The following is a 23,729-nucleotide window of genomic DNA, read 5'->3' as shown; positions in this document are numbered from 1 at the left end:
CCGTCGCCCGTCAGCCGCCCAGCGGGAGCCCGGGCGCGTAGGCGTCCCACTGTCGCGGGTCGATCTCCGTCACCTCGGCCCCGTTGAGGTCCACGATCGTGGTGTCGGGCAGGCCGTAGAGCTCGTTGCCGAGCACCACGCCGTACCCGTGGCCGTACGAGTGGACCACGTTCGTGCCGGACTTCAAGGTCGTCTTCACGGGCAGCCCGGCGACGGGCGCGAGCGGCCGGTCCACGACCTCGCCGGCCAAGGCGGCGGCGACGGAGCGGCGGTCGACGCGAATGCGCACCCCGCGGCGGAACAGGTCCATCCGGCGGTCCGGTGACGGCATCGCGACGCCGTCGAACGTCGTGGTCACGCGGTCGGGGCTCGAGCAGCCACCGGCGCCCTGCACGTCGAGCCCGAAGTGCTTCAGCCCTGTCGGCGCACCCGCGGAACCGATCGTGGTCGCGCGCACGACGTCGAACGAGACGGTGTCGCACGGGTCGGTGACCGACGTCGGCGCGTGGCCGTCCGGGCGGCGGATCAGGCCGGGCCCTTCCTTCCAGGCGCCGGGGATCAGCAGCGGCGTGTACGGCTGGAGCGTGAAGTCCTTGTCCCAGAACGTGAGTGTGGTGCCGTCCGCGGTCTCGTGGGCGATCACGAACGCGTCGAGCGCGCCGACCCATTCGAGGTCGGCGCTGAATCCGTCGACCACCGAACGTTCCCGCGGTGCGGCGGTGCTGGCGACGGGCGCGAAACCCTTGTCCCCCAACGCTTCCACCCCGCTGCCGAACGCCGGGTCGTGGGAGCGGATCACGAACTGGCCGGCACCGTTCCAGCCGGCGGCGCGGCCGGTGGTGTCGGTGAACATGAGGTAGTACCAGCCGTCGAGGAACACGACCGAGGGCTGGCCGGCGCCGTAGACGTTGTCGCGGTGCACGTCGTGCGAAGGCCCGAGGATCGGGCGCCCGCCCGCCGCCCGGGTCCAGTGGATTCCGTCGGGGCTGGTCGCGAGGCCGATGGCGTTGCCGAGCGCGTGGTCGCCCGCCGCGCCGGTGTAGTACAGGTAGTAGGTGCCGCCGACGCGCAGCACGGACGGGTCGCACGTGTGCACGCCGTCGAACGCGCCGGGCGAACCGGACAGGACCGCGATCGGCGCGCCGCCGCCGGGTCCGGTGAAGGGACCGTCGGCCGAGGGCGCCTCGGCGTAGAGGATGTCGTCTCCGGGCGGGGCCGCGCTGCCGTACTGGCTGCACCACCAGAGGCGGGTCTTGCCGTTTTCGACCATCGCCGTGGGGCCGTAGTTGTAGACCGCGTCGGCGGCACCGGCGGCGACCACTCCGTTGCTCTGGCGGGCTTTCGCGGTCTCCAGGGGGACGTTCGCCACGCGCGGCGGTTTCGCCGGAGCCGGCTTGCCGCCCGCGATGCCGCCGTGGCCGGGACCGTCGGCCTGGGTCTGCGCGTAGCTGTCGGTGCAGCCCGCCACCACGACCCCCGACAACGCCAGGGCGAACAGGGCTCGCGCGGGTCGCCGAGCCCCGCCACGAAACGGGTGCATGATGGCCGAGTCTAACCAGTCCTAACCCGGTTGGGTGAACGTGTCCCCGTCTCGCCGGTGTTCGAGGGCAACAAGCTCGACCTCGAAGCCGTCGTCGTTCTCGAGGTAGGCCGCGTAGTGCGGTTTCCCGCCCGCGTAGGGGAAACGGTCCGCGAACAGCGGCCGCCAGCCGTGCCCGCCGGCCGCGAGCTCGTCGACCTCCGCGTGCGTGGCGACGTGCAGGGCGAGGTGGTTGAGGCCGGGGCGCAGGCGTTCGTGCGGTCCGCCCGCCCTCGCGGGCGAGGCCTCCACCACGAGGTACGTGGGGCCGAGGCGCCAGCTGACGCCGTCGGGCCAGCGCTGGAACTCACGCCAGCCCAGCCGCTGCAGCAGCCAGCCCCAGCTGCGTTCGGCGCGCGCGAGGTCGGGCACCCACAGCTCGATGTGGTGGGGCCGGCCGTGCGCGGTGGGCAGCGCCACCAGCACGCGGTGCACGTCGCCGTAGTGCATGCCGGAGCCGACGTCGAGGAAGCCGAGCCGGCGGGTGATCGCGAGGCTGGCCGCGTTGTCCTCGTGGACGAGCGCCCACACGGCGGGCAGGCCGAGCGTGGTGAGGCCGTGGTCCACGAGCGCGCGGCCGGCTTCGGTGGCGAAGCCCTTCCCCGCGTGCTTCGCGGCGATGTAGTAGCCCAGCTCGGCGACATCGCCGGGCAGCTCGGACGACGGGCGCAGGTGGGCGACGCCGATGACTTCACCCTCGTGCTCGACCACCCAGTGGCCCTGGCCTTCGGGCCCGTCGTAGGCCAGCCGGCGGGCCACCGTGGCGCGGGCCTGGTCGGGGTCGGAGAAGTCGGCGGTGAAGAACCGGCTCATCTCCGGGTCGGCGAACACCGCCACCACGGCGTCGGTGTCGGCCTCGGTCAGGGCCCGCAGCCGCAGGCGGTCGGTGGTGAGCTCCGCGGTCACTTCGCGTTGGCCGCGACCCAGCGCAGTGCGAGACCGTAACCGTCGACGCCGAGGCCGGCGATCACGCCGGTGGCGATGTCGGAGAGCACGCTGTGGTGGCGGAACTGCTCGCGCTTGTGGACGTTGCTGATGTGCAGCTCGATCAGCGGCGCGGACAGCTGCGCGGCGGCGTCGCGCACGGCGATCGAGTAGTGCGTCCAGGCGCCGGCGTTGAGCACGACCGGGTGACCACCGTCGGCGGCCTCGTGGAGCCAGCCGACGAGCTCGCCCTCGTGGTCGGTCTGGCGCACCTCGACGTCGAGGCCGAGCTCGGTGCCCGTCTTCACGCAGAGGGCGGCGAGGTCGTCGTGGGTCGTGGAGCCGTAGACGGCGGGCTCGCGCTTGCCCAGTCGGCCGAGGTTGGGGCCGTTGAAGACGAAGACCTTCACAGCAGCACGCTCCCGCCGCTCTTGGGGGCGTCGGCCGCGACCGCCGAGTACGCGGCGGCCAGCAGCGCCGGGTCCGGGCCTTCGAGGCGGCCGGGCTTGGCGAGCGCGTCGAGGACCACGAACCGGAGCACGCCGGAGCGGGTCTTCTTGTCGCCCTTCATGCTTTCCATGAGCTGGCCCAGCGCGTCGGCGTCGTAGGTGGTCGGCAGGCCGATCAGCTTCAGCACGGACGCGTGGCGCGCGGCGGTCTCGTCGTCGAGACGCCCGGCGAGGCGGGCGAGCTCGGCGGCGAACACCAGGCCCACGCTCACGGCCGCGCCGTGGCGCCAGCGGTAGCGCTCACGGCGCTCGATGGCGTGGCCGAGGGTGTGGCCGTAGTTGAGGATCTCGCGCAGGTCGGACTCGCGCAGGTCGGCGGCGACGACGTCGGCCTTCACCTGGATCGAGCGGCGGACCAGCTCCGCCAGCACGTCTCCGGTCGGGTCGAGGGCGGCTTCGGGGTCCTGTTCGATGAGCTCGAGGATGCGCGGGTCGGCGATGAAGCCGGTCTTCACGACCTCGGCCATACCGGCCACGAGTTCGTTGCGGGGCAAGGTTTCCAGCGTCGCGAGGTCGACGAGCACGGCGCTCGGCTCGTGGAACACACCCACGAGGTTCTTGCCGGCCTCGGTGTTGATGCCCGTCTTGCCGCCGACGGCCGCGTCGACCATGCCGAGCAGCGTGGTCGGCACGTTGACCAGGCGCACGCCGCGCATCCAGGTGGCGGCGACGAAGCCGGCCAGGTCCGTCACGGCGCCGCCGCCGAGGCCCACGACCACGCCGCGGCGGTCGAGCCCGATCCGGCCGAGGACCTCCCAGCAGAAGCTGGCGACGGAGAAGGCCTTGCCGTCCTCCGCGTCCGGGATCTCCACGCGGTGGGCGTCGAGGCCCGCCTCGGCGAGTTCCTCGCGCACGGCCTCGGCCGTGGCGGTGAGCGTGGGCGGGTGGATCAGCGCGATCTTCGACGCGTCGGCGAGCTGCGCGGTGAGCTCGGCGAGCAGGCCGCGGCCCACGAGCACGTCGTACGGGTGCGCGGTCGCGACGCGGATCCGGACGGGTTGGGACACGGGTTTCCTCACTACTCCTGGTTCTACCGGTCTTACCGCTCGCGGGCCCCGGCGGGCTCGATCGCGGCGACCGCGGCGGCCACCACCTCGGCGGGTGACCGGTGGTCGGTCTCGATCTCGACGGTCGCCACCTCCCGGTACACCGGCAGGCGCGCGTCGAGCAGCGACTTGAACGTGGCGCGCGGGTTCACGCCCGCGAGCAGCGGGCGCGCGCTCGACAGGCCGGTGCGCTGCACGCCGGCGGCGAGGCCGACGTTCAGGAACACCACCGTGTGCTTCGCCAGCAACGCCCGCGTCTCCGGCGTCAGCGGAGCGCCGCCGCCGAGGGAGAGGACGCCGTCGTGCTCGTCGAGCGCCGTGGCGACGGCCTGCGCTTCGAGCGCGCGGAACGCCGGCTCGCCGTCCTCGGCGAAGATGTCGGAGATCGCGCGACCGGCGCGCTCGACGATGTCGTCGTCGGTGTCGCGGAACGCCACCCCGAGTGCCTCGGCGAGCAGCGGGCCCACCGTGCTCTTGCCCGAGCCCGGCGGTCCCACGACCACGGCGCGGGGGCTCACCAGCGCTCCTCGAGCGCCTTCAGGTAGCCCTCGGCGTTGCGCTTGCTCTCGGCCAGCGAGTCGCCGCCGAACTTCTCCAGCGCGGCGTCGGCCAGCACCAGCGCGACCACGGACTCGAGCACGACGCCCGCCCGCGGCACGGCGCACACGTCCGAGCGCTGGTGGATCGCGACGGCCGGCTCGCCGGTGCGCACGTCCACCGTGGACAGGGCCTTCGGGACGGTCGAGATCGGCTTCATCGCCACGCGCACGCGCAGGGGCTCGCCGTTGGTGATGCCGCCCTCGAGGCCGCCCGCGCGGTTGGAGCGGCGCGTGACGCCGACCGGGCCGGTGCCGCGGTCGATCTCGTCGTGGGCCTGGCTGCCCCAGCGCCGCGCGGTGGTGAAGCCGTCGCCGACCTCCACGCCCTTCATGGCCTGCACGCCCATGAGCGCGCCGGCGAGGCGCGCGTCGAGGCGGCGGTCCCAGTGCACGTGGGAGCCGAGGCCCGGCGGCAGCCCGTAGGCGAGCACCTCGATCACGCCGCCGACGGTGTCGCCCGCCTTCCGCACCGCGTCCACCTCGGCGACCATCGCCTCGGTGCCCTCGGCCGAGAAGGCCCGCACGGGGCTCTCGTCGATCGCGGCCAGGTCACCCGGCTGCGGCAGCGGCCCCTCGGGCGCGTCGGCGCCACCGATCGACACGACGTGGCTCAGCACCTCCACACCCAGCAGCTGGCGCAGGAAGTTGCGCGCCACCGTGCCCAGCGCCGTGCGCGACGCCGTCTCGCGGGCGCTCGCGCGCTCCAGCACGGGACGGGCCTCGTCGAAGCCGTACTTCTGCATGCCGGGCAGATCGGCGTGCCCAGGGCGCGGCCGCGTGAGCGGCTCGTTGCGCGCCAGGCCGGCGAGCACCTCGGGGTCCACGGGGTCGGCCGCCATGACCTGCTCCCACTTGGGCCACTCGGCGTTCTCGATCTGCACCGCGATGGGGCCGCCCTGCGAGATCCCGTGGCGGACGCCGCCCAGGAACTGCACATGGTCGGTCTCGAACCCCATGCGCGGGCTGCGACCGAACCCGAGGCGGCGCCGCGCGAGCTGCGCGGTGAGGTCTCCGGTGGTCACCTCCACACCAGCGGGCAGGCCCTCGAGCACAGCGGCGAGGGCGGGTCCGTGCGATTCTCCTGCGGTGATCCAGCGCAACACCTGACAATCCTGTCACGCGTTGCGGGGCACCTGACCAGCAGCCCCTCAGCTCGGCACCACCCCCGAACCCAGCCCGGGAAAGACGGCGCACATCCAGGCCGCGACCACCAACGCCGGCCCGTGGGGCACGCCACACCGAATCGCCCGATGGGGGCAAGGCCCGTCCCTGGGTGGTGACGATGTCCCCGCGGTGACCGATGCCGGACGCCCGCCTGCGCGGGATCCGCCGTTCGGCGAGGCGGCCGATGCCGGACGGAGGACATCGTTCGGTTCGCCGGCCGACGCCGAACCTCCACCTGCACGGGATCCGCCCTCCGACGTGGCGGCCGACGCCGGGCGAAACGTGCGGTTCGGTTCGCCGGCCGATGCCGGACGCCCGCCTGCACGGGATCCGCCCTCCGACGGGGCGGCCGACGCCGGACGCCCGCTCGCCGGTTCGGCCCGGCGCGCCCGCCTGGCGATGGCGCGCACCTGCGCTCCCACGGCCACCACGGCACTCAGCCCGGCCGCGACGACCGCCGCGACCGCCACCGACGCCCAGCCCAGCGCGCCCAGCACCGCACCCAGCACGCCGGCGAGCTTCACGTCTCCCGCCCCGAGCCGCGCCGGCTCGACCCGGTGGACGACGAGATGGACCCCACCGAACACGAGCACCCCCGCCGCCGCGCCCGCGAGCAGCGTCACGCCGCCTCCGCTCACGGCCGCAACCGTCAGCGCGGTCGCCATCGCGGGATACGCCGGCAACGTCACCACATCCGGCAACCTCCGATGCCGGACATCCGCCAGGCCCAACGGCACCCCGACCACCGTGAGCACCCACGGCACCGGCCACCACCACTCCGCCCAGCGCCCTTCCCGCCACCGCCACCCGACGACGAGCAGCGCAGCCACCACCACGGCGACCGCCACCACCGGCGACACGGGCGCACCGGCCCGCCTCAGCAACCACACCAGGAGGAGCACCACCGCCCCACCCGCAACGACCATTCCCCAGGACATGCACCCACGTTCGCAGCGCCCGGCCACCACGCCAAGCCGCGTCTGTCGCGAGTGGACCACTCGTGCCGAAAACCGCCGCGATTCACCCGAACGGGCAGCCCGAACCGCCTGCGCGGCAACCCCATCACCGCCGGCCTGGGCCACCGGAGGCGCTGGGCGCTGCGCCTGGCCACCCACCGTGCGGCCACAAACCCACGCAGATCGCCCACGCCGGGAATCGCCGCCGTGGACCTTCGCCGCTGCCAGGATCGGCGGGCGACCCAGCCGCCCGAGACCGCCGCGAACCCGCTCGATGACAACCCGAGTCAGGCGAAGGTGCACAACGAACCGAGCCGCCCGGCCTGCGGTCGCAGGGTGACAAGCCGGGCAGGCCGCCAGTCGCGAGCCGAGCAGCCCGCCCGCTCACGCACCCCGAGGCCGCACCAAGCGCCGCAATGTGGCGTTCGGTGCACCGGACGCACCCCATGCGGCGTCCGGTGCGTTGAACGCAACCGACGCCAACTCGGGCGCGCCACGTCAGTGGGTCATGGATAAACCAGGCGCATCAACGGTTTCCCCGTCCGCATGCTCCGGATTTCCAGCGAGGCGATCTCCTGGGACTTCATCGGTGTGCCCACCACGACCTTGGCCGTGTTCTCCGGAAGGGCTTTCCACGTGGCGAGCTGGGTCTCGGTGCCGTCGCGGCCGAGGGCGACCAGGGAGTAGTCCCCGCCCTTGCCGCCGCGGTAGCTGCAGGACATTTCGACCTCGGTGCCCCACGACTGGGGGTCGATGCGGGCCGCGGCCTGGATCGGGTACTCGCCGAGGGCCGACATGGCGAGCGCGGGCGGCGGCGCGGCGACAGCGGGCACGGTGGGCGGCGGAGACACGTCCGGCAGCGAAAGCGACACCGCCAGAGCCACCCCGGCCGCGACGGCCAGCGCGGCCACTCCCCCGGTCACCCCGTTCCGGATCCGCCGGCGGCGCCGCACCTTCCGCATGAGCACCGGAAGCAGGTCAGGCACCGGCAGCGAGTCGGGCACCAACGAGCCCGGCGCCGAAGGCACGGCCGGCGGGTCCGGCATCGACGGCGCAGCCGACAGATCGGGCTCCGGAATCGAATCCGAGCCCTGCCTCGGAGGCACAGACCGCAAGTCAGGTACAGACCGCGCGCCCGGCAGATCCGGCACAGGCGAGCCCGGCTCCGGTGAACCCGCCGCCGCATCCGGTCCAGGCACTGACCGCGAACCTGGCTCCGGCAAACCCGAGCGCAAACCCGAGCCCGGCTCCGGCACATCCGAACCCGCCGCGATCACCAGATCGGGCGCCGGCCCCGGATCCGTCGGTGTCCCCTCACCGTCGCCGGGCCCGAAGGCTCCCCCCGGCGAACCACCCCTGGTCTGCGCGAGCAAGCCCGGGAGCCCGGCCAGGTCGCGGACCGCGGCGGCGCACCGGTCGCACTCCTGGAGGTGTACTTCGAACGCCTGCCGGTCTTCCGGTGACAGCGCACCGAGCACGTACGCGGCGTCGTAGGTCGCGAACTCGTCGGCGGTCACTGCGTCACCCCCCGCTCTTCCAAAGCCAGGCGAAGTGCCCGCAGCGCGTAGTGCGTGCGGGACTTCACCGTCCCCTCGGCGATCCCCAGGCGGTGGGCGGCGTCGGCCACCGAGTACCCCTGGAAGTAGCACAGTTCGAGCACCTCGCGGTGGCGCGCCGAGAGCTCGCCCAGCGCCTCGGCCACCAGCCATCCCTGCACGGCCCGCTCGGTGCCGTCGGCCACCGCGCGCTCGGGTGGGGCGTCGGTGACGACCTCCGAGCGCGAGGTCGCCGACCGCCACCCGTCGATGGCGATCCGGCGCGCGACCGTGAACAGCCACGCGCGGGCCGAACCCTGTGACTGGTCCAGCACGTCGGTGTGCCGCCACGCCCGGAGCAGCGTCTCCTGCACCACGTCCTCCGCATGGTTCCGGTTGCCGCCCGTCAGGTGCAGGGCGTAGGACCAGAGCGCGGCCGCGTGTTCCTCGTGCAGCGCGCGCATCAGCTGGTCCTCGACGTCGCTCCTCCCCACGGCGAGCCCCGGTCAGCGTCCGGCCGGCACCGCGTGCCCGCCCGAAGACTGCCGGGCGCGCACCTCCTGCACCAGCAGCACCAGGCCGCAGATCACGCACAGCGCCTCGGTGATCACGCCCCAGTACTCGAACTGGCTGTTGAACTGGTCGTGCACGCCGTAGAGGCCCACGGTCACCGAAAGCAGGTACGCGAGCAACGTCACGCCGCCGAAGCCGAACGTGAAGAACGGCGGCACCCAGTGGTGCCAGAACAGCAGTGCGACGGCGATCACGATCCCGGCGATCCCGTTCACCAGGAACAGCGGACCGACCACGGCGATGTCCGAGTAGCCGCTGCCGAAGTACAGGTAGAAGTGGACCGCGGCGGACCCGACCAGCCCGATCGCGCCCAACCCTCGCATCCAGTTGGCCAGCATGATGTTCTCCTTCACCCGTCTGAATCCCTCTCCCCCATTACACGGAAGTACGGGCCATCCGGTTCACCGGACAACGCTTTGCGGTGAACCGGTGAACCAGTCGGGCGATCATCTCGTTAGTAAGGGCATGACTGCCGAACTGCACACCCGCCGCTCCGTTCTCACCACCGGGGCCGCCGTCGCCGGCGTCGCCGTGGGCACCGTCGCCCTCGCGGCCTGTGGCGCCGGCTCGGACTCGGGCTCCTCGGGCGGCGACGCCCCCAAGCCCGGCGGGAAGGTGATCGCGCTGGCCGACGTGCCCGTCGGCCAGGCGAAGTCCGCCAAGACCCCCGACGGCCAGGACGTGATCGTGGCCCAGCCGACCGCCGGAACCGTGAACTGCTTCAGCGCGATCTGCACCCACCAGGGCTGCACCGTGAACCCGCCCCAGGGCGCCGAGATCCACTGCCCCTGCCACGGTTCGGTGTACGACTCGCTCACGGGCGCGGTGAAGAACGGCCCGGCCGAGAAGCCGCTGCCGAAGATCAACGTGAAGGTCGACAACGGAGAGGTCGTCACCGCCTGACGACGTAAACCACCCAACACACGCGAAGGGCCCCTTGTGGACGATCACCGTCCACAAGGGGCCCTTCGACATCGAAAGCCCGGAAAACTCAGCCGTTCCAGCTGAACAACGGGTCGCCCGCCGCGACCGTGCGCCCGGGCTCGAGGCCCGCGAGCACGTCGGCCTGGGCGTCGAGCCCGACCACGGGCACGATCGGCGAGTAGCCGGCGGCCGCCACGGCCTCGGGGTCCCAGCCGATCACCGGCTGGCCGGCGCGCACCGACTCGCCCTTGACCACGTGGAGGGTGAAGCCCTCGCCCTTCTCCTTCACCGTGTCGATGCCGAGGTGCACGAGCACGGCGCGCCCGTCCTCGGTCGCCACCACGAAGGCGTGCGGGTGCAGGGTCACGACGGTGCCGTCGACCGGCGCGACGGCGTCGGAGCGCCCGCCGATCGGCTTCACGGCGATGCCGGGGCCGACCATCGCCTCGGCGAACACCGGGTCGGGCACCTCGGTGATCGCGACGACCTCGCCCGCGACGGGGCTCAGGATCTCGAGGCTCACATCAGGTCCTCGATGTCGCTGGCGATCGTGTCCGCCTCGGGGCCGACGATCACCTGCACCGCGGAGCCCATCTTCACCACACCCATCGCGCCGGCGGCCTTGAGCGCCGCCTCGTCGACGAGGCTGGTGTCCTCCAGCTCGCAGCGAAGGCGCGTGATGCAGCCTTCGATCTCGACGACGTTGTCCACGCCGCCGAGCGCCGCGAGAATCTTTTCAGGCCTGTCATCCGCCATCGCGGCCTCCTCGTTTCCCGTTGGTTCCCCACGTGAGCCAGTGCGCTCCACCACTACTACGCCGTTCGTCGGCATGCACGTCGCCGCAGGCCACGAACGCATAACGGTGGTTGACACCCGCTCGCGAGGCGGAGCATCCTGCCCCATCGGAATTATTGGTCTAGACCGGAACGTACCAATCATCCGGCGAAGACGCGAGCACCGGTCGCCCGGTGCGACGGCAGAGGGAGGGTGACACCGATGAGCGCCGCCGCGCACGTCCCGCCGCCCGACGGCGTCGACCGGGTGGACCGGGTGGACCGGGTGATCAACGGGCCCACGCCCAAGCACGCCCAGCTGCGCGAGATCCTGCGCCGGTCCGTGGAGCGCGAGCTCCCGCCCGGTTCGCCGATCCCGTCGGAGCGGGAGCTCGCCCAGCGCTACGGTGTCTCGCGCCTCACGGTCCGCTCGGCGATCGGCAAGCTCGTCGAAGAGGGCCTGCTGGCCCGGGTGCGCGGCAAGGGCACCTTCACCGCCGCGCGCCGCATGGAGTTGCAGCTCTACCTGATGTCCTTCACCGACGACATGCGCCGGCGCGGGCTCACCCCCACCACGGAGGTGGTGTCCACGTCGCTCGAGGTCCCGCCGGTGACCTCGGCGCACGCACTCGGTCTCACCGAGGGTGTGGCGGCCCACCGGCTGGTGCGGCTGCGGCGCGCGGACGGTGTGCCGCTGGCCGTGGAACGCGGCTGGTACCACGCGGGCCGCACGCCCGGACTGCTCGACCTCGATCTCACCCGTTCCCTGTACGCCCAGCTGGCCGACGCCTACGACCTGCGGCCGGACCAGGCGTACCAGACGGTGTGGGCCGAGTCCGCGGATCGCGAGACGGCGCGCCTGCTCGGCATGCGCACCGGCACTCCGCTTCTCGTCTTCCGCCGGGTCTCCAGCGCAGGCGGAGAGCCGGTGGAGGACATGACGTCCTGGTACCGGGGAGATCACTACCAGGTGACCATGCAGTTGGACCGGAACACCCCGGATTCCGGCCACCAACCCCACCACGGAGGTACCCGACGATGAGCGCCACCACCACAGAGGGGGCGAAGGGCAAGAAGAGCGGCGGCGGGCTCGCCGGGCTGCAGCGCTTCGGCCGCAGCCTGATGCTCCCCATCGCCGTCTTGCCCGCTGCCGGTCTTCTCAACCGGCTGGGCCAGGACGACGTGTTCGGCAAGACCGGCCTCGGCTGGGACAAGGTCGCGGCCGTGATCGGCGCTGCCGGGGGTGGCCTGTTCGACTGGCTGCCCCTGCTGTTCGCCATCGGTATCGCGGTCGGCTTCGCGCGCAAGGGCGACGGTTCGACGGCCGTGGCCGCGGTCGTCGGCTGGGTCGTGTTCAACAAGGTGATCCAGGCCATCGCGCCGATCAGCAGCCAGGAGGGCTACAAGCCCGGCTGGGAGGGCGCGCCGATCCACTGGCCCTACAGCGTACTGACCGGTGTGATCAGCGGTATCGTCGCCGCCCTGCTGTGGCAGCGCTACTACCGGATCAAGCTGCCGAGCTGGCTCGCCTTCTTCGGCGGCCGCCGGTTCGTGCCGATCATCACCGCGTTCTCGATGATCATCCTCGGCGTGATCTTCGGCCTGGTCTTCAAGTACGTCGACCACGGCATCAACGCCATCGGCCAGGCCGTCGTCGGCTCGCCGGTGATCGGTGGCGGCATCTACGGCGTGCTCAACCGCCTGCTCATCCCGATCGGCCTGCACCAGCTGCTGAACGTGCCGGTGTGGTTCATCTTCGGTGGCGGTGACCTCAACAACTTCTTCGGCCACGTGCAGGGTTCCGGCACGTTCATGACCGGCTTCTTCCCGATCTTCATGTTCGCCCTGCCCGCCGCAGCGCTGGCGATCTGGCAGACCGCGAAGCCGGGCCAGAAGAAGATCGTGGGCTCGATCATGATCTCGGCGGCGCTGACCTCGTTCATCACGGGTGTCACGGAGCCGATCGAGTTCGCGTTCATGTTCGTCGCGTGGCCGCTGTACATCTTCCACGCGATCATGACCGGTGTCTCGCTGGCCGTCTGCAACGCGCTGGGCATCCACCTCGGCTTCTCGTTCTCGGGCGGCGCGATCGACTTCGCCCTGAACTCGTCGCTGGACACCGCCCACAAGGCGTGGCTGCTGATCCCGATCGGCCTGGTCTTCGCCGTCATCTACTACGTGGTGTTCCGCTTCGTGATCACGAAGTGGAACATGCGCACGCCGGGCCGCGAGGACGACACGATCGAGGCCGACCTCGACCGCACGGCCGCCAAGTAATCTCGACCACAAGGAAAACCGAGAGAGGACGATCATGCCGGAGAAACGAGTCACCGTGGCCAGCAAGGTGGGCCTGCACGCCAGGCCGGCCGCGCTGGTCGCCAAGGCGGCCGCGGCGCAACCCGTCGCGGTGAGCATCGCCAAGGCCGGCGGCGACCCGGTGGCCGCCGGCAGCGTGCTCAACCTGATGACGCTCGCCGCCGCGTTCGGCGACGAGGTCGTCATCAGCGCCGAGGGCGAGGGCGCCGACGCCGCGATCGAAGCGGTGGCGGACCTCGTCGCCACGGATCTCGACGCTCAGTAGGTACCGCTCCAGGGGCAGCTCGCGGGGGCCGCCCGGCGCCGGGAAATCCGGTGCCGGGCGGCCCCTTCGCACGTGTCAGGGCCACTTGCCGATCCGGCCGAAAGAAGGCGGACCCCCAACCGGGGGTCACCGCGCCAGTCGACGGTTTCCGCCGTGACTGTGGGCGGATCGGCACCCAGCAGCACAGTTAGAGTGGTGGCATGGAGAGCCTGCGCCTGATCGACGAGTGGCCGGTGGACAACGCCGCGGCCGGGGTGGTTTCCGCCGACGGCGAGGTGCGCGACCGCCACGGCGATTCCGCCCGTGTGTTCCGCCTGGCGTCGGTGACCAAGCTGCTCACCGCGTACACGGCGCACATCGCGCTCGAGGAGGGCGTCGTCGAGCTGGACACCCCCGCCGGCCCGGAGGGCTCGACCGTGCGGCACCTGCTCGCCCACACCTCCGGCCTCGCCTTCGACGCGCACAAGGAGATGGCCCCGCCCGGCACCCGCCGCCTGTACTCCAACGCCGGCTTCGAAGTCCTGGCCGACACCCTCACCGAACACTCCGGCATCGCCTTCGCCGACTACCAGCGCGAAGCCCTGCTCGACCCGCTCGGCATGACCGCCACCACCCTGGACGGCTCCCCCGCCTCCGGCGCCGCGTCCACTGTGGACGATCTGCTGCGCTTCGCCGCCGAACTGCAGTCCCCGAAGCTCCTCGCGCCCGCCACCCTCGCCGCCGCCACCGACGTCGCTTTCCCCGGCCTCAACGGCGTCCTCCCCGGCTTCGGCTACCAGAAACCCAACGACTGGGGCCTCGGCTTCGAGCTGCGCGACCACAAGTCCCCCCACTGGACCGGCTCCGCGAGCTCCCCGCGCACCTTCGGCCACTTCGGCCAGTCCGGCACCTTCCTCTGGGTGGACCCCGAAGCGGGCCACGCCTGCGTCGCCCTGGCGGACCGCTCCTTCGGCCCCTGGGCCGCCGAGGCCTGGCCCCCCTTCACCAACGCGGTACTCGCCGACCTGAAGGCCTGAGGCACACCCCGTCTCAACGCCACATTCGGCGCACCCAACGCGGCATCCGCTGCACCCAACGCCACATTGGGGCGCTTCACCCCACCCCCAAGGCGACTGACCCACCCAACCAACCCCAGCACCCAGCCCCTCCCCAGCACTCCGATCCGAAGCCTCCTTACACTCCAGCTTCGGGGTGCTCACCCCACGCAACCCGCTCCCGCGAGAACCGCGAAACCACCCGCGACCCCCGCTACCCCCGCGCCCCCCGCGAAGAACCGCCCCCTCACTCCATCACCCGAATCGGCTCCCCATCCCGAAAAGCCGCAATGTCCTCCACCGCATCCCGATAAAAGATCTCGTACGTCTCCCGGCTCACATACCCGACATGCGGCGTCAGAACCACATTGTCCAGACCACGAACCGGATGATCAGCCGGCAACGGCTCCACGTCGTACACATCCAACGCCGCCCCCGCGATCCGCCGCGAACGCAACGCATCCAACAACGCCGCTTCATCCACAATCGGCCCCCGCGACGTGTTCACCAGCAACGCCGTCGGCTTCATCCGGCCGAGCTCCGCCGCCCCGACCAGCCCACGGCTACGGTCGGACAACACCACGTGCACCGACAGAACATCACTGCGCTCGAACAACTCTTCCTTCGACACCGCAGCAACTCCGTGCTCCGCGGCCTTCTCCGCGGTCAGATTCGGGCTCCACGCGATCGTCTCCATCCCGAACGCCTGCCCGATCCGCGCCGACGCACTTCCCAGGCGCCCCAACCCGAGCAGGCCCAGCGTCTTCCCGCTCAACACGGTCCCGACCCCGACCTGCCACCCACCTTCCTGCATCGACCGCACATCGGCCGGCAGATTCCGCGCCGCGGCGAGGATCAACGCCCACGTGTGCTCCAACGTCGGCGGGCCGAGGTACCCCGTGGCCGACACCACGACCCCGTTCCGCTTCGCCGCCGCGACATCGATCGCCGCATTGCGCCGTCCAGTACTCACCAACAGCCGCAAATCCGGCAACCGGTCCAAAACCTCCGCCGGAAACCGCGTGCGCTCGCGCATCGCCACGGCCACGTCGAAACCCGCCAGCTTCCGGACGAGATCGTCGGGATCGGTGAAGGCCTCCGTGAAGACCTCGATGTCGGCACCGAGGGAGTCCCAGTCGGCGTAGGTGAGCGCGACGTTCTGGTAGTCGTCGAGGATCGCGATCTTCATGCGCCCCACCGTAGTCCGCTCAGGCGCGCAGAACAGCGTCCACCCGCAGGCCGGCGCCGGTCCAGCGGATCCCGGCCAGGTCCTGGACCACGGGCGAGGCGGGCGAGTCCAGCGCGCCGCGGCCCACGCCCACCACGGCGGCGGGACCGGCCGCGACCGCGGCGGCCAGGCCGTTGCCGCTGTCCTCGAAGATCGCGCACTCGCCGATCGGCACGCCGACCCGCCGCGCCCCGAGCAGGTAGCCTTCGGGGTCCGGTTTGCCGCGCGAGACGTCGGCGGCGGTCACGACCACGGGCGCGAGCGGCAGCCCCGCGGCGGTGAGCCGCGCTTCGAGCAACGGCCGCGACGCCGACGTGACCACGGCCCAGTTCCCCGCCAGGCTCGCGAGCAGCTCGGCCGCGCCGGAGATCGCGACGGTGGTGCCCGCGTCGCCGATCTCCAGTTCGTCGATCCGGCGCAGGCCTTCGTCGGCCTGGTCCCCGGGCAGGTGCATCCGCACCGTCTCCGTGGACCGGCGGCCGTGCACACCGTCGAGCACGACGGCCGGGTCCAGCCCGTGCTCTCGCGCCCACCGCGTCCACGACCGCTCGCCCGAAGCCGTGGAGTCCACCAGCACCCCGTCGACGTCGAACAGCACCGCACGGCATTCCAGGATCATGCTTCTCCTGCCACACAACGGAAGTAGAGGAACCGCGGCTTCGTCCGCAACCCCTGTGCCATCCGCGGGTCGGCCTCGTCGGCCCCGGCCACGGGCATCGGCTCCACCAGCCGGTCGACGGTGAACCCCGCGTCGCGCACCGCGTCGAACGTCCGGCTGAGCGGCCGGCGGTAGAACTGCACCGCCTGACGGTGGGAACCGAGCAGGAACTCGTCGTCGAGGAGCTCGGTCTCGAAGTAGTTCTCGCGCTCGAACCAGTGCCAGTCCTCACCGGGGTGGTGCACGGAGAACACGAGCTGTCCGCCCGGGCGCAACACGCGGTGGAATTCGCGCAAGGTCGGTCCGAAATCCTCCAGGTAGTGGAGGACAAGGGACGCGGTGATGACGTCGATCGAACCGTCCGCAAGGGACAGTGGCTTCGCGATGTCGGCGACCTCGAACTTCGCCAGGTCCCCGAACTCCTTGCGCGCCAAGGAGATCAGTCCTTTACTCACGTCCACACCAAGCACGTCGGCACCCCGGCCGGCGAGCAGCGCGCTCAGGTGACCCGCCGCGCACCCGACGTCGAGCACGCGTTTGCCCGCCACCTCACCGGCCAGCTCCACGATCGCCGGGCGGTCGTACAGCGCGTTCGTCACGCTTTTCGCCGCGTGTTCGGCGTACGCCTCGCTGAACCCGTCGTACTGCTCGGCTTCGAGCCGCGCGGCGCGGGCCCGGCCGACGATCTCGTCGATCACTTCGCTCTTGGCGTCCGCGTAGTGCTGGATGTACGTCCAGGTTTTCGCAGCCAGTGCGCGTTTCTTCGCAAGGTACGTGGCCAGTTCCTCAGGATGGGTGCGCATCCGATCACGGAAGAGCAGGTAGCGCTCGGTCTGGCCGTTGCCCGGCGAATGGACGTGGAGGTTGACCCTCGGGTCGGTCCCGGAGAAGCACCGGTGCTTCTCCCACTCCGGCTCACGGATCACGAGCCGGTAACCCGCGGCCTCGAGGGCCGGCACGTAGGCGTCTTCCTCGTCGGAGTCCGGGACTTCCAGCAGGATGTCGATGACCGGCTTGGCCGCGAGACCGGGGACCGAAGTGGACCCGACGTGTTCGAGCAGCACCACTTTCTCCCCCAGGGCTGTGCTAATCCGCTCGGCTTCGCGTTCGAACAACACCGGCCACTGCGGGTCGTACTCGGCGAGCGTGACCGTGGTGTCGAGCCGCGGCGGCTCGTCGACCCACGAGTCCCGGATCTGCTCATCGCTGCGCGACTGCTGGCTGGTTTCCGACATGCGTCCCCCTGGACTCGGCAAACGGGCAGTCGGCCAGACTAACAGCGCGGCGCGAGGCCCGCCTCAGGAAATCGGCAGCGGCAGGATGTCCCCCGTCGCCGCGCGCAGGGCAGCCCGCATCTCCTCACGCGGGGCGGGCCGTCCTGTGAAGTGCTCCGCCTGGCCGAACGCCTGGTGCAGCAACATGTCCAGCCCCGTCGCGAGCCGGCCACCCCGAGCGACGACGGCTTCGGCCAGCGGCGTCGGCCACGGGTGGTAGATCACGTCCAGCACGCTGGGCACGGTCGCGAGCGCGGAGAGGTGAGCCAGCACCGCCTCCGGCGGCACGGTGTTCACCAGCACGGCCGTGCGCGCCGCCAGCGCCGGGAAATCCACTTCGGACCACCGGAGCACCTCGACGTCGAGGCCTGCGCTCTTCGCGGAGTCGAGTGTCTCCCCCGCCCGCGCCGGCTCCCGCACCACGAGACTCGCGGACGCCACGCCCAGCGCAGCGAGCCCGACCACCGCGGCCGCCGCCGTCCCACCGGCACCGAGCACCACCGCCCGGTCACCCGGCGAAGGCGTGTAGCCGCCCGCGGCCCGCAACGCGCCCGTGACGCCGTCGACGTCGGTGCAGTCGGCGAGCCAGCCACCCCCGACGCGCACCAGCGTGTTCGCCGCACCGACCGCCGCGGCGCGCGGCGTGACCTCGACCGCGTGGTCGAGCGCCCGGCGCTTGCCCGGCATCGTCACCGACAGCCCGACCCACTCGGGGCCGAGCCCGTCGACGAACCCGGGCAGCTCGTCGGCCTCGGTCTCCACGCGCTCGTACGTCCAGCCCGTGAGCCCGAGCGCGTCGAACGCCGCACGGTGCAGCACCGGCGAAAGCGAGTGCTCGATCGGCTTGCCCAGCACCGCGGCCTTGCGCGGCCCGTCAGAAGACGCCACGTTGCTGCGCCAGATCTCGGTTCTTGTTGTGCTCGGTCAGCGTCGAGGCGAAGCAGGAGTGCCCGTCCTTCTCGCACTTCACGAAGTACAGCTCGTCGCCGTCCGGCGGGTCGAGCGCCGCCTTGATGGCGTCGGTGCTCGGCACGCCGATCGGGGTCGGCGGGAGGCCGTAGTTCAGGTACGTGTTGTACGGCCCCGGTGCTTCTCGATCCGCCTTGTTCGTGAGCAGGGTCGGTTTGTCGACCACGTAGTTCACGGTCGAGTCGAAGCCGAGTTTGATCCGCTGGTCGAGCCGGTTGTAGATGACCCGGGAGATCTTGGGGAAGTCGGGGGTGATCGCCTCGCGCTCGATGAGCGAGGCGATGATCAGCGTCTGGTACGGCGTCTGCTTGGGCCCGGTGCTCTGCGAGGTGAGGCCGGCGGCCTGGATCGCCGCGGCCGACTGCTTCACGAGGTTCGTGATCAGCTCCGACGCGGTCCAGCCCGGTTTGACGTCGTAGAGCCCGGGCGCGATCAGGCCTTCGATGCGCTTGTCCTTGCTCAGGGCCTTCTGCGCGGGGTCCACCGCCCAGTCGGGCACGCCGAGCGTCTTGAGGTCGGCGTCCGCGACGGTCTTGCGCAGCGCGTCGGTGGAGACGCAGGTGCTCTTGCCGTCGAGCTCTGCGCACGAAGCCTTCGAGATCAGTGAGTAGACACCCGGTGAGACCTTGTTGTCGGGCTGCTTCACGTCGTCGAGCTGCATGTACGGGCGGATCTCCAGCCGGCCGACGTGCGCGGCCGGCGAGGTGATCAGCGAGACCGCGCTCTCGCCGGACATGTGCTGCTTGAGCAGGTAGTAGCCCTGCTGAATCCGGCTCAGGGCGGTGTTCTCAGCGCCGGCCTTCACGAACGCCGTGGTGCTCGCGACGACGCCCGCGTCCACCAGCTTGCCGCCGATCGCCGACGTGGTGTCGCCGTCCTCGACCTGGATCAGCGCGCTGCCCTCGCCGGTGCCGTCGTAGTCGTTGTAACCGAAGATCTTCTGGTAGCCGTAGTACGCGCCACCGGCGAAGACCACGAGGACCAGCAGCGCCGCGACCCAGCCGAGCGCGCGCTTGCTGCGCTTGCGCTTCTTCTTTTTCTTGGCGGACGCGGGTTCTTCGGCGTACTCCGCGTCTTCGTACTCGGCGTCGTCGTAGTCGCCGTACTCCTCGTCGTCGTACGCCTGGTCGTACTCGCCGTCTTCGCGGTACTCGTCTTCGTAGTCGTCGTCGCCGAACAGGTCGTCGAGCTGCTCGTGCTCCTGCGGCGCCGAGTCCGGCACGGTCGGGATCACGTCGGTCGGGTGCTCGACCGGCTGCGGCCTGCGCCTCGGTGCCGGGCCCGGCCTGCCGAGCCGCGGGTCCGCGGGCATCGAGCCGTCGGCGGGACCCGCGAAGCGCGGGTCGGGCGGCATGGAGCCGTCCACAGGGCCTGCGAAGCGCGGGTCCGGGGGCATCGAACCGTCGACGGGACCCGCGAAACGGGGGTCCGGCGGCATCGAACCGTCGACCGGACCCGCGAAGCGCGGGTCGGGCGGCATGGAGCCGTCCACAGGGCCTGCGAAGCGCGGGTCGGGCGGCATGGAGCCGTCCACAGGGCCTGCGAAGCGCGGGTCCGGGGGCATGGAGCCGTCCGGCGGGCCCGCAGGGCGGCGGACCGGACGCGAGGGGCCGGGGTCGCCGGGCAGCGGCAGGTCGCCGGTGTCCGAGCGCGGACGGCGGCGCGGGGGTGCCGGAGGCACGTCGCCCGGCTCGGCGCGGCGCCGGCGGCGCGGCGCGGCGGGCGGCGGGCCCGGCGGCGGAGGCGGCAGTTCGCCGGCACCACGCGGGTCGCCGGAAGGCTGCGGGAGATCCGCGCCGCGAGGGCCGGACGGCTGCGGCAGATCGCCTCGGCGAGGGTCGCCCGACGGCTGCGGGAAGTCCGGCGGAGGCACGTCGGCGGGCTCGCGCCGGCGACGGCGGCCGGTGGCGGGCGGAGGTCCCGGAGGGCCTGGTGGAGCCAGCGGAGGGGCCTGCGGCGGAGGCGGCACCTCGTCCGAGGCCTCACGACGGCGCCGGCGGCCGCCGCTCGGTGGGGGCGGCGGGGCCTCGTCGTACGGGTCGGGGGCGGCGTGGTGGGAACGCGGCGGCAGCTCGTGGGCGCCGGACGGGGGCGGCGTGCGGCGGGCGCGCCGGGGTCCGCCCGGCGGTGGGGTGCCGGGATCTCGCAACCGTCGGCGGCCGCCTTGCTCCTCGGGACCGCGGGGCTCGGTCATGACTCGCCTTTCCGGGCGCGCTGCGCGGCGGCGGCGTCGAGCCAGGCCTGCAGGATCTCGACGGCGGCGGCCTGGTCGACCACCGCCCGCTGCTTGCGTCCCTTGACCCCCCGCTGGGAAAGCATTCGGGACGCCGTGACCGTCGTCAACCGTTCGTCGGCGAGGCGCACCGGCACGTCGCCGACCCGCGTGGCCAGCTTGTCGGCGTACTCCACCGCGATCTGCGCGGCGGGTCCGGCTCGGTTCGCCAGTGTCTTCGGCAAGCCCACGATCACCTCGACCACCTCGTGTTCGGTGACGAGTTCGGCAAGCTTGTCCAGATCGCTGTCGTCCTTCGCATCACGGGAGAGGGTAACGAGCGGGCTCGCGAGGATGGGGGCGGGATCGCTCAGCGCCACCCCCACCCGGACAGACCCGACATCGACCCCGAGCCGCCTGCCGCGGCCCGGATCGGACTCACCGGGCCGATCCGGGTCCCGCCGGGAGCTAGCGGCCAATGCCCGCGACCGCTGCGCGCAGCGCCTCGACGGCCTGCTGCGCGCCGGCCGGGTTGCTGCCGCCGCCCTGCGCCATGTCGGGCTTGCCGCCACCGCGGCCGCCGATGGCCTCGGCGAACGACGGCACGAGCTTGCCCGCCGCGATGCCCTCCTCGCGCGCCGCGGACGTGGTCGCCACGACGAACGCCACCTTGTCGCCCGACGGCGAGAACAGCGCCACCACGCCGGGCCGGTCGCCCAGCCGGCCGCGGACGTCGGACGCGAGCGCCCGCAGCCCGTTGCCGTCGACGTCCGGCACGACCTCCGCGACCACCGACACGCCGCCGATGTCCTGCGCCTTGTCGGCGAGCGCGCCCGCCGAGCCGAGCACCTGCTGCGTGCGCAGCTGCTCGATCTCCTTCTCCGCGTTCTTCAGCCGCGTCAGCACGTCCTCGATGCGCGAGGGCAGCTCGTCGGTGGGCACCTTGAAGGTGTTCGCCAGCTGCGACACGAGCAGCTGCTCCTTGCGCACGTGCTTCAGCGCGTCCGGGCCCACCAGCGCCTCGACGCGGTGCACCCCCGACCCGATCGACGAGTCGCCCACGAGCTTCACCAGGCCCAGCTGGCCGATGCGCTCCACGTGCGTGCCACCGCACAGCTCACGCGAGTAGTCGCCCATGTCGACCACGCGCACGTCGTTGCCGTACTTCTCGCCGAACAGCGCGACCGCGCCCAGCTCGAGCGCCTTGTCCTTCGTGGTGATGTAGCTCTGCACCTCGACGTCGGTCTGCAGGTAGTCGTTCACCTCTTCCTCGACCTCGGTGAGGATGTCGGTCGACACCGAGGCGGGCGTGGTGAAGTCGAACCGCATCCGGCCCGGCGAGTTGAGCGAGCCGGCCTGCGCCGCGCGCTTGCCGTACGCGCCGCGCACGGCCGCGTGCACCAGGTGCGTCGCCGAGTGCGACCGCTCGATCGACAGGCGCCGCGCCGCGTCGACCGAGCCGGTGAGCTCGGTGCCGATGCCGACCTCGCCGTCGGTGACCTCCACGCGGTGCACGAACAGGCCCGGCACGATCTTCTGCACGTCGAGCACATTCAGCTTCACGCCGTCGCCGAGCAGCACGCCGATGTCGGCGACCTGGCCACCGCTCTCCGCGTAGAACGGGGTGCGGTCGAGCACCAGCTCCGCCTTGTGCCCCGCGGCGACGCTGCGCACCGGCTGCCCGTCCTCGAGCAGGCCGACGACCTTTGCGGACGCCTGCAGCTCGGTGTAGCCGAGGAACTCGGTCTCGCCGTTCTGCTCCAGCAGCTTGCGGTACTCCGACAGATCGCCGTGGCCGTGCTTGCGCTGCGCCGCGTCGGCCTTCGCCCGGGTGCGCTGCTCCTCCATGAGCGTGCGAAACCCGTCCTCGTCGACGGTCAGGCCCTGCTCGGCCGCCATCTCGAGCGTGAGGTCGATCGGGAAGCCGTAGGTGTCGTGCAGCTGGAAGGCCTTGTCACCGGCGAGCACGTCGCCGCCGGAGTTCTTCGTCTCGGCCGCCGCGAGGTCGAAGATGCGCGAACCGCTGGTGAGGGTGGCGAGGAACGCCTCCTCCTCCACGCGCACGACCTCGGAGATGCGGTCGAAGTCGGTGACGAGGTTCGCGTACGTCGGGCCCATGGTGTCGCGCACGACCTCGGCGAACGCCTGCAGCACCGGCTCCTGCACGCCCAGCAGGCGCGTGGAGCGGACGATGCGGCGCAGCAGCCGGCGCAGCACGTAGCCGCGGCCGTCGTTGCCCGGGGTGACGCCGTCGCCGATCAGCAGCACGCCGGTGCGGGCGTGGTCGGCGATCACACGGAAACGGACGTCGTCGACGTGGTTGGCGCCGTAGCGGCGGCCCGAGAACTCCTCGGCGCGGCCGATCACCGGACGGACGAGGTCGGTCTCGTAGACGTTCTCGACGCCCTGCAGGATCGTCGCGACGCGCTCGACGCCCATGCCGGTGTCGATGTTCTTGGCCGGCAGGTCACCGAGGATCGGGAAGTTCTTCTTGCCCGCGCCCTCGCCCCGGATGTTCTGCATGAACACCAGGTTCCAGATCTCGATGTAGCGGTCCTCGTCCGCGACGGGCCCGCCCTCACGGCCGTAGTCCGGGCCGCGGTCGTAGTAGATCTCGGAGCTGGGTCCGCACGGGCCGGGGATGCCCATGGACCAGAAGTTGTCCTCCATGCCGCGCTGCTGGATGCGCTCGGACGGCAGGCCGGTGAGCTTGCGCCACAGCCCCGCCGCTTCGGCGTCGTCCTCGAACACGGTCGCCCAGATCCGGTCGGGATCGAGCCCGTAGCCGCCTTCGGACTGCGGCCCCGTGATCAGCTCCCACGCCGACTCGATCGCGCCTTCCTTGAAGTAGTCGCCGAACGAGAAGTTGCCGGCCATCTGGAAGAACGTGTTGTGCCGCGTGGTCTTGCCGACCTCGTCGATGTCCGGCGTGCGCACGCACTTCTGCACGGAGGTCGCGCGCGAGTACGGCGGCGGCACCTCACCGAGGAAGTACGGCTTGAACTGCACCATGCCGGCGTTCACGAACAGCAGGTTCGGGTCGTCGAGGATCAGCGAAGCGCTGGGCACACGGGTGTGCCCTTTCGCCTCGTAATGGCGCAGGAATCGGTCGGTGATCTCGTGTGTGTCCACGGGTGTGTCCTCGGGCTGGGGTCCGCGCACCGCTGGGCGCGAAGATCGGACCGGGAAAA

The 23,729-nt window shown here is 71.7% G+C and carries 24 protein-coding genes and 1 pseudogene; 5 read left to right on the top strand and 20 right to left on the bottom strand.

Annotated features, from left to right (window positions below; all coding sequences use genetic code 11):
* Positions 1-10: 10 nt before the first annotated feature.
* The 11 genes and pseudogenes from AB0K15_RS09480 to AB0K15_RS09430 all read right to left on the bottom strand — a co-directional run bounded on the left by AB0K15_RS09480 (position 11) and on the right by AB0K15_RS09430 (position 9,223).
* Entirely contained in the window at positions 11-1,540 is a 1,530-nt protein-coding gene (locus AB0K15_RS09480; RefSeq protein ID WP_364047595.1) for a beta-xylosidase, read from the bottom strand.
* A 21-nt stretch (positions 1,541-1,561) separates the two neighbouring features.
* Positions 1,562-2,485: a GNAT family N-acetyltransferase gene (locus AB0K15_RS09475; protein WP_364047593.1), complete on the bottom strand. Its 924-nt coding sequence runs from the start codon at positions 2,483-2,485 to the stop codon at positions 1,562-1,564.
* Positions 2,482-2,913 carry a type II 3-dehydroquinate dehydratase gene (gene aroQ / locus AB0K15_RS09470; protein ID WP_364047591.1) on the bottom strand — a complete coding sequence of 144 codons (432 nt, stop codon included), beginning with the start codon at positions 2,911-2,913 and terminating at the stop codon, positions 2,482-2,484. Before aroQ ends, AB0K15_RS09475 begins: the two co-directional genes overlap by 4 nt.
* Positions 2,910-4,019 (bottom strand): 3-dehydroquinate synthase, encoded by a 1,110-nt coding sequence (gene aroB / locus AB0K15_RS09465; protein WP_220238455.1) that lies wholly within the window; start codon positions 4,017-4,019, stop codon positions 2,910-2,912. The genes aroQ and aroB overlap by 4 nt, the downstream gene beginning before the upstream one ends.
* A 32-nt stretch (positions 4,020-4,051) precedes the next feature.
* On the bottom strand, positions 4,052-4,576 hold the full coding sequence (locus tag AB0K15_RS09460; RefSeq protein ID WP_364047589.1) for a shikimate kinase: 525 nt from the start codon (positions 4,574-4,576) through the stop codon (positions 4,052-4,054).
* Positions 4,573-5,760, bottom strand: a complete 1,188-nt coding sequence (gene aroC / locus AB0K15_RS09455; RefSeq protein WP_220238453.1) for a chorismate synthase — start codon at positions 5,758-5,760, stop codon at positions 4,573-4,575. The genes AB0K15_RS09460 and aroC overlap by 4 nt, the downstream gene beginning before the upstream one ends.
* A 45-nt stretch (positions 5,761-5,805) precedes the next feature.
* Positions 5,806-6,903 (bottom strand): A24 family peptidase, encoded by a 1,098-nt coding sequence (locus AB0K15_RS09450; protein ID WP_364047586.1) that lies wholly within the window; start codon positions 6,901-6,903, stop codon positions 5,806-5,808.
* Positions 6,904-7,283: 380 nt separating this feature from the next.
* The gene (locus AB0K15_RS09445) at positions 7,284-7,823 is read right to left on the bottom strand and encodes an anti-sigma factor (protein WP_364048014.1); all 540 of its coding nucleotides are present in this window, start codon (positions 7,821-7,823) and stop codon (positions 7,284-7,286) included.
* A gap of 297 nt (positions 7,824-8,120) precedes the next feature.
* A pseudogene (locus AB0K15_RS09440) lies at positions 8,121-8,294 on the bottom strand (zf-HC2 domain-containing protein); the annotation flags it as partial.
* Entirely contained in the window at positions 8,291-8,776 is a 486-nt protein-coding gene (locus tag AB0K15_RS09435; RefSeq protein ID WP_364047983.1) for a sigma-70 family RNA polymerase sigma factor, read from the bottom strand. The gene AB0K15_RS09435 and the pseudogene AB0K15_RS09440, both read right to left, overlap by 4 nt.
* A 42-nt stretch (positions 8,777-8,818) precedes the next feature.
* Positions 8,819-9,223 carry a hypothetical protein gene (locus AB0K15_RS09430; protein ID WP_364047981.1) on the bottom strand — a complete coding sequence of 135 codons (405 nt, stop codon included), beginning with the start codon at positions 9,221-9,223 and terminating at the stop codon, positions 8,819-8,821.
* Positions 9,224-9,350: 127 nt separating this feature from the next.
* On the opposite strand from AB0K15_RS09430, the gene AB0K15_RS09425 reads away from it, so the two are divergent.
* On the top strand, positions 9,351-9,788 hold the full coding sequence (locus AB0K15_RS09425; protein ID WP_364047584.1) for a Rieske (2Fe-2S) protein: 438 nt from the start codon (positions 9,351-9,353) through the stop codon (positions 9,786-9,788).
* An 88-nt stretch (positions 9,789-9,876) separates the two neighbouring features.
* On the opposite strand, the gene AB0K15_RS09420 is transcribed toward AB0K15_RS09425, so the two are convergent.
* Both AB0K15_RS09420 and AB0K15_RS09415 read right to left on the bottom strand, forming a co-directional pair.
* Positions 9,877-10,332 (bottom strand): PTS glucose transporter subunit IIA, encoded by a 456-nt coding sequence (locus AB0K15_RS09420; protein WP_364047582.1) that lies wholly within the window; start codon positions 10,330-10,332, stop codon positions 9,877-9,879.
* A complete protein-coding gene (locus tag AB0K15_RS09415; RefSeq protein ID WP_364047580.1) occupies positions 10,329-10,640 on the bottom strand; it encodes a PTS glucose/sucrose transporter subunit IIB in 312 nt (103 codons plus the stop codon). The genes AB0K15_RS09420 and AB0K15_RS09415 overlap by 4 nt, the downstream gene beginning before the upstream one ends.
* A gap of 165 nt (positions 10,641-10,805) precedes the next feature.
* Between AB0K15_RS09415 and AB0K15_RS09410 the strand changes: the two genes are divergently transcribed.
* From AB0K15_RS09410 to AB0K15_RS09395, 4 genes are all read left to right on the top strand, one after another.
* On the top strand, positions 10,806-11,624 hold the full coding sequence (locus AB0K15_RS09410) for a GntR family transcriptional regulator (RefSeq protein WP_364047578.1): 819 nt from the start codon (positions 10,806-10,808) through the stop codon (positions 11,622-11,624).
* Positions 11,621-12,859, top strand: coding sequence for a PTS transporter subunit EIIC (locus tag AB0K15_RS09405; RefSeq protein ID WP_364047576.1), 1,239 nt, complete (start codon positions 11,621-11,623; stop codon positions 12,857-12,859). Before AB0K15_RS09410 ends, AB0K15_RS09405 begins: the two co-directional genes overlap by 4 nt.
* Before the next feature lie 34 nt (positions 12,860-12,893).
* Positions 12,894-13,163, top strand: coding sequence for an HPr family phosphocarrier protein (locus AB0K15_RS09400; protein ID WP_360596676.1), 270 nt, complete (start codon positions 12,894-12,896; stop codon positions 13,161-13,163).
* Positions 13,164-13,363: 200 nt separating this feature from the next.
* On the top strand, positions 13,364-14,179 hold the full coding sequence (locus AB0K15_RS09395; protein WP_364047574.1) for a serine hydrolase domain-containing protein: 816 nt from the start codon (positions 13,364-13,366) through the stop codon (positions 14,177-14,179).
* 265 nt (positions 14,180-14,444) lie between these two features.
* Here the strand turns inward: AB0K15_RS09395 and AB0K15_RS09390 are convergent, their stop codons facing one another.
* The 7 genes from AB0K15_RS09390 to alaS all read right to left on the bottom strand — a co-directional run bounded on the left by AB0K15_RS09390 (position 14,445) and on the right by alaS (position 23,670).
* Positions 14,445-15,386: a D-2-hydroxyacid dehydrogenase family protein gene (locus AB0K15_RS09390; protein WP_364047572.1), complete on the bottom strand. Its 942-nt coding sequence runs from the start codon at positions 15,384-15,386 to the stop codon at positions 14,445-14,447.
* A 19-nt stretch (positions 15,387-15,405) separates the two neighbouring features.
* Entirely contained in the window at positions 15,406-16,044 is a 639-nt protein-coding gene (locus AB0K15_RS09385) for an HAD-IA family hydrolase (protein WP_364047570.1), read from the bottom strand.
* Positions 16,041-17,318 carry a GrpB family protein gene (locus AB0K15_RS09380; RefSeq protein ID WP_364047568.1) on the bottom strand — a complete coding sequence of 426 codons (1,278 nt, stop codon included), beginning with the start codon at positions 17,316-17,318 and terminating at the stop codon, positions 16,041-16,043. The genes AB0K15_RS09385 and AB0K15_RS09380 overlap by 4 nt, the downstream gene beginning before the upstream one ends.
* Before the next feature lie 63 nt (positions 17,319-17,381).
* The gene (locus AB0K15_RS09375) at positions 17,382-18,245 is read right to left on the bottom strand and encodes a shikimate dehydrogenase (RefSeq protein WP_364047566.1); all 864 of its coding nucleotides are present in this window, start codon (positions 18,243-18,245) and stop codon (positions 17,382-17,384) included.
* Entirely contained in the window at positions 18,232-20,520 is a 2,289-nt protein-coding gene (gene mltG / locus AB0K15_RS09370; RefSeq protein WP_364047564.1) for an endolytic transglycosylase MltG, read from the bottom strand. Before mltG ends, AB0K15_RS09375 begins: the two co-directional genes overlap by 14 nt.
* Complete coding sequence (ruvX, locus tag AB0K15_RS09365) at positions 20,517-21,017, bottom strand: Holliday junction resolvase RuvX (RefSeq protein ID WP_364047562.1); 501 nt, start codon at positions 21,015-21,017, stop codon at positions 20,517-20,519. Before ruvX ends, mltG begins: the two co-directional genes overlap by 4 nt.
* Complete coding sequence (gene alaS, locus AB0K15_RS09360) at positions 21,007-23,670, bottom strand: alanine--tRNA ligase (protein WP_364047560.1); 2,664 nt, start codon at positions 23,668-23,670, stop codon at positions 21,007-21,009. The genes ruvX and alaS overlap by 11 nt, the downstream gene beginning before the upstream one ends.
* Positions 23,671-23,729: the final 59 nt, after the last annotated feature.

It is taken from the genome of Amycolatopsis sp. NPDC049253 (assembly GCF_040678995.1).
Lineage (GTDB): Bacteria > Actinomycetota > Actinomycetes > Mycobacteriales > Pseudonocardiaceae > Amycolatopsis.
Note: the sequence above shows the minus strand (reverse complement) of the source record. Positions and strands in the feature narration are given on the sequence as shown.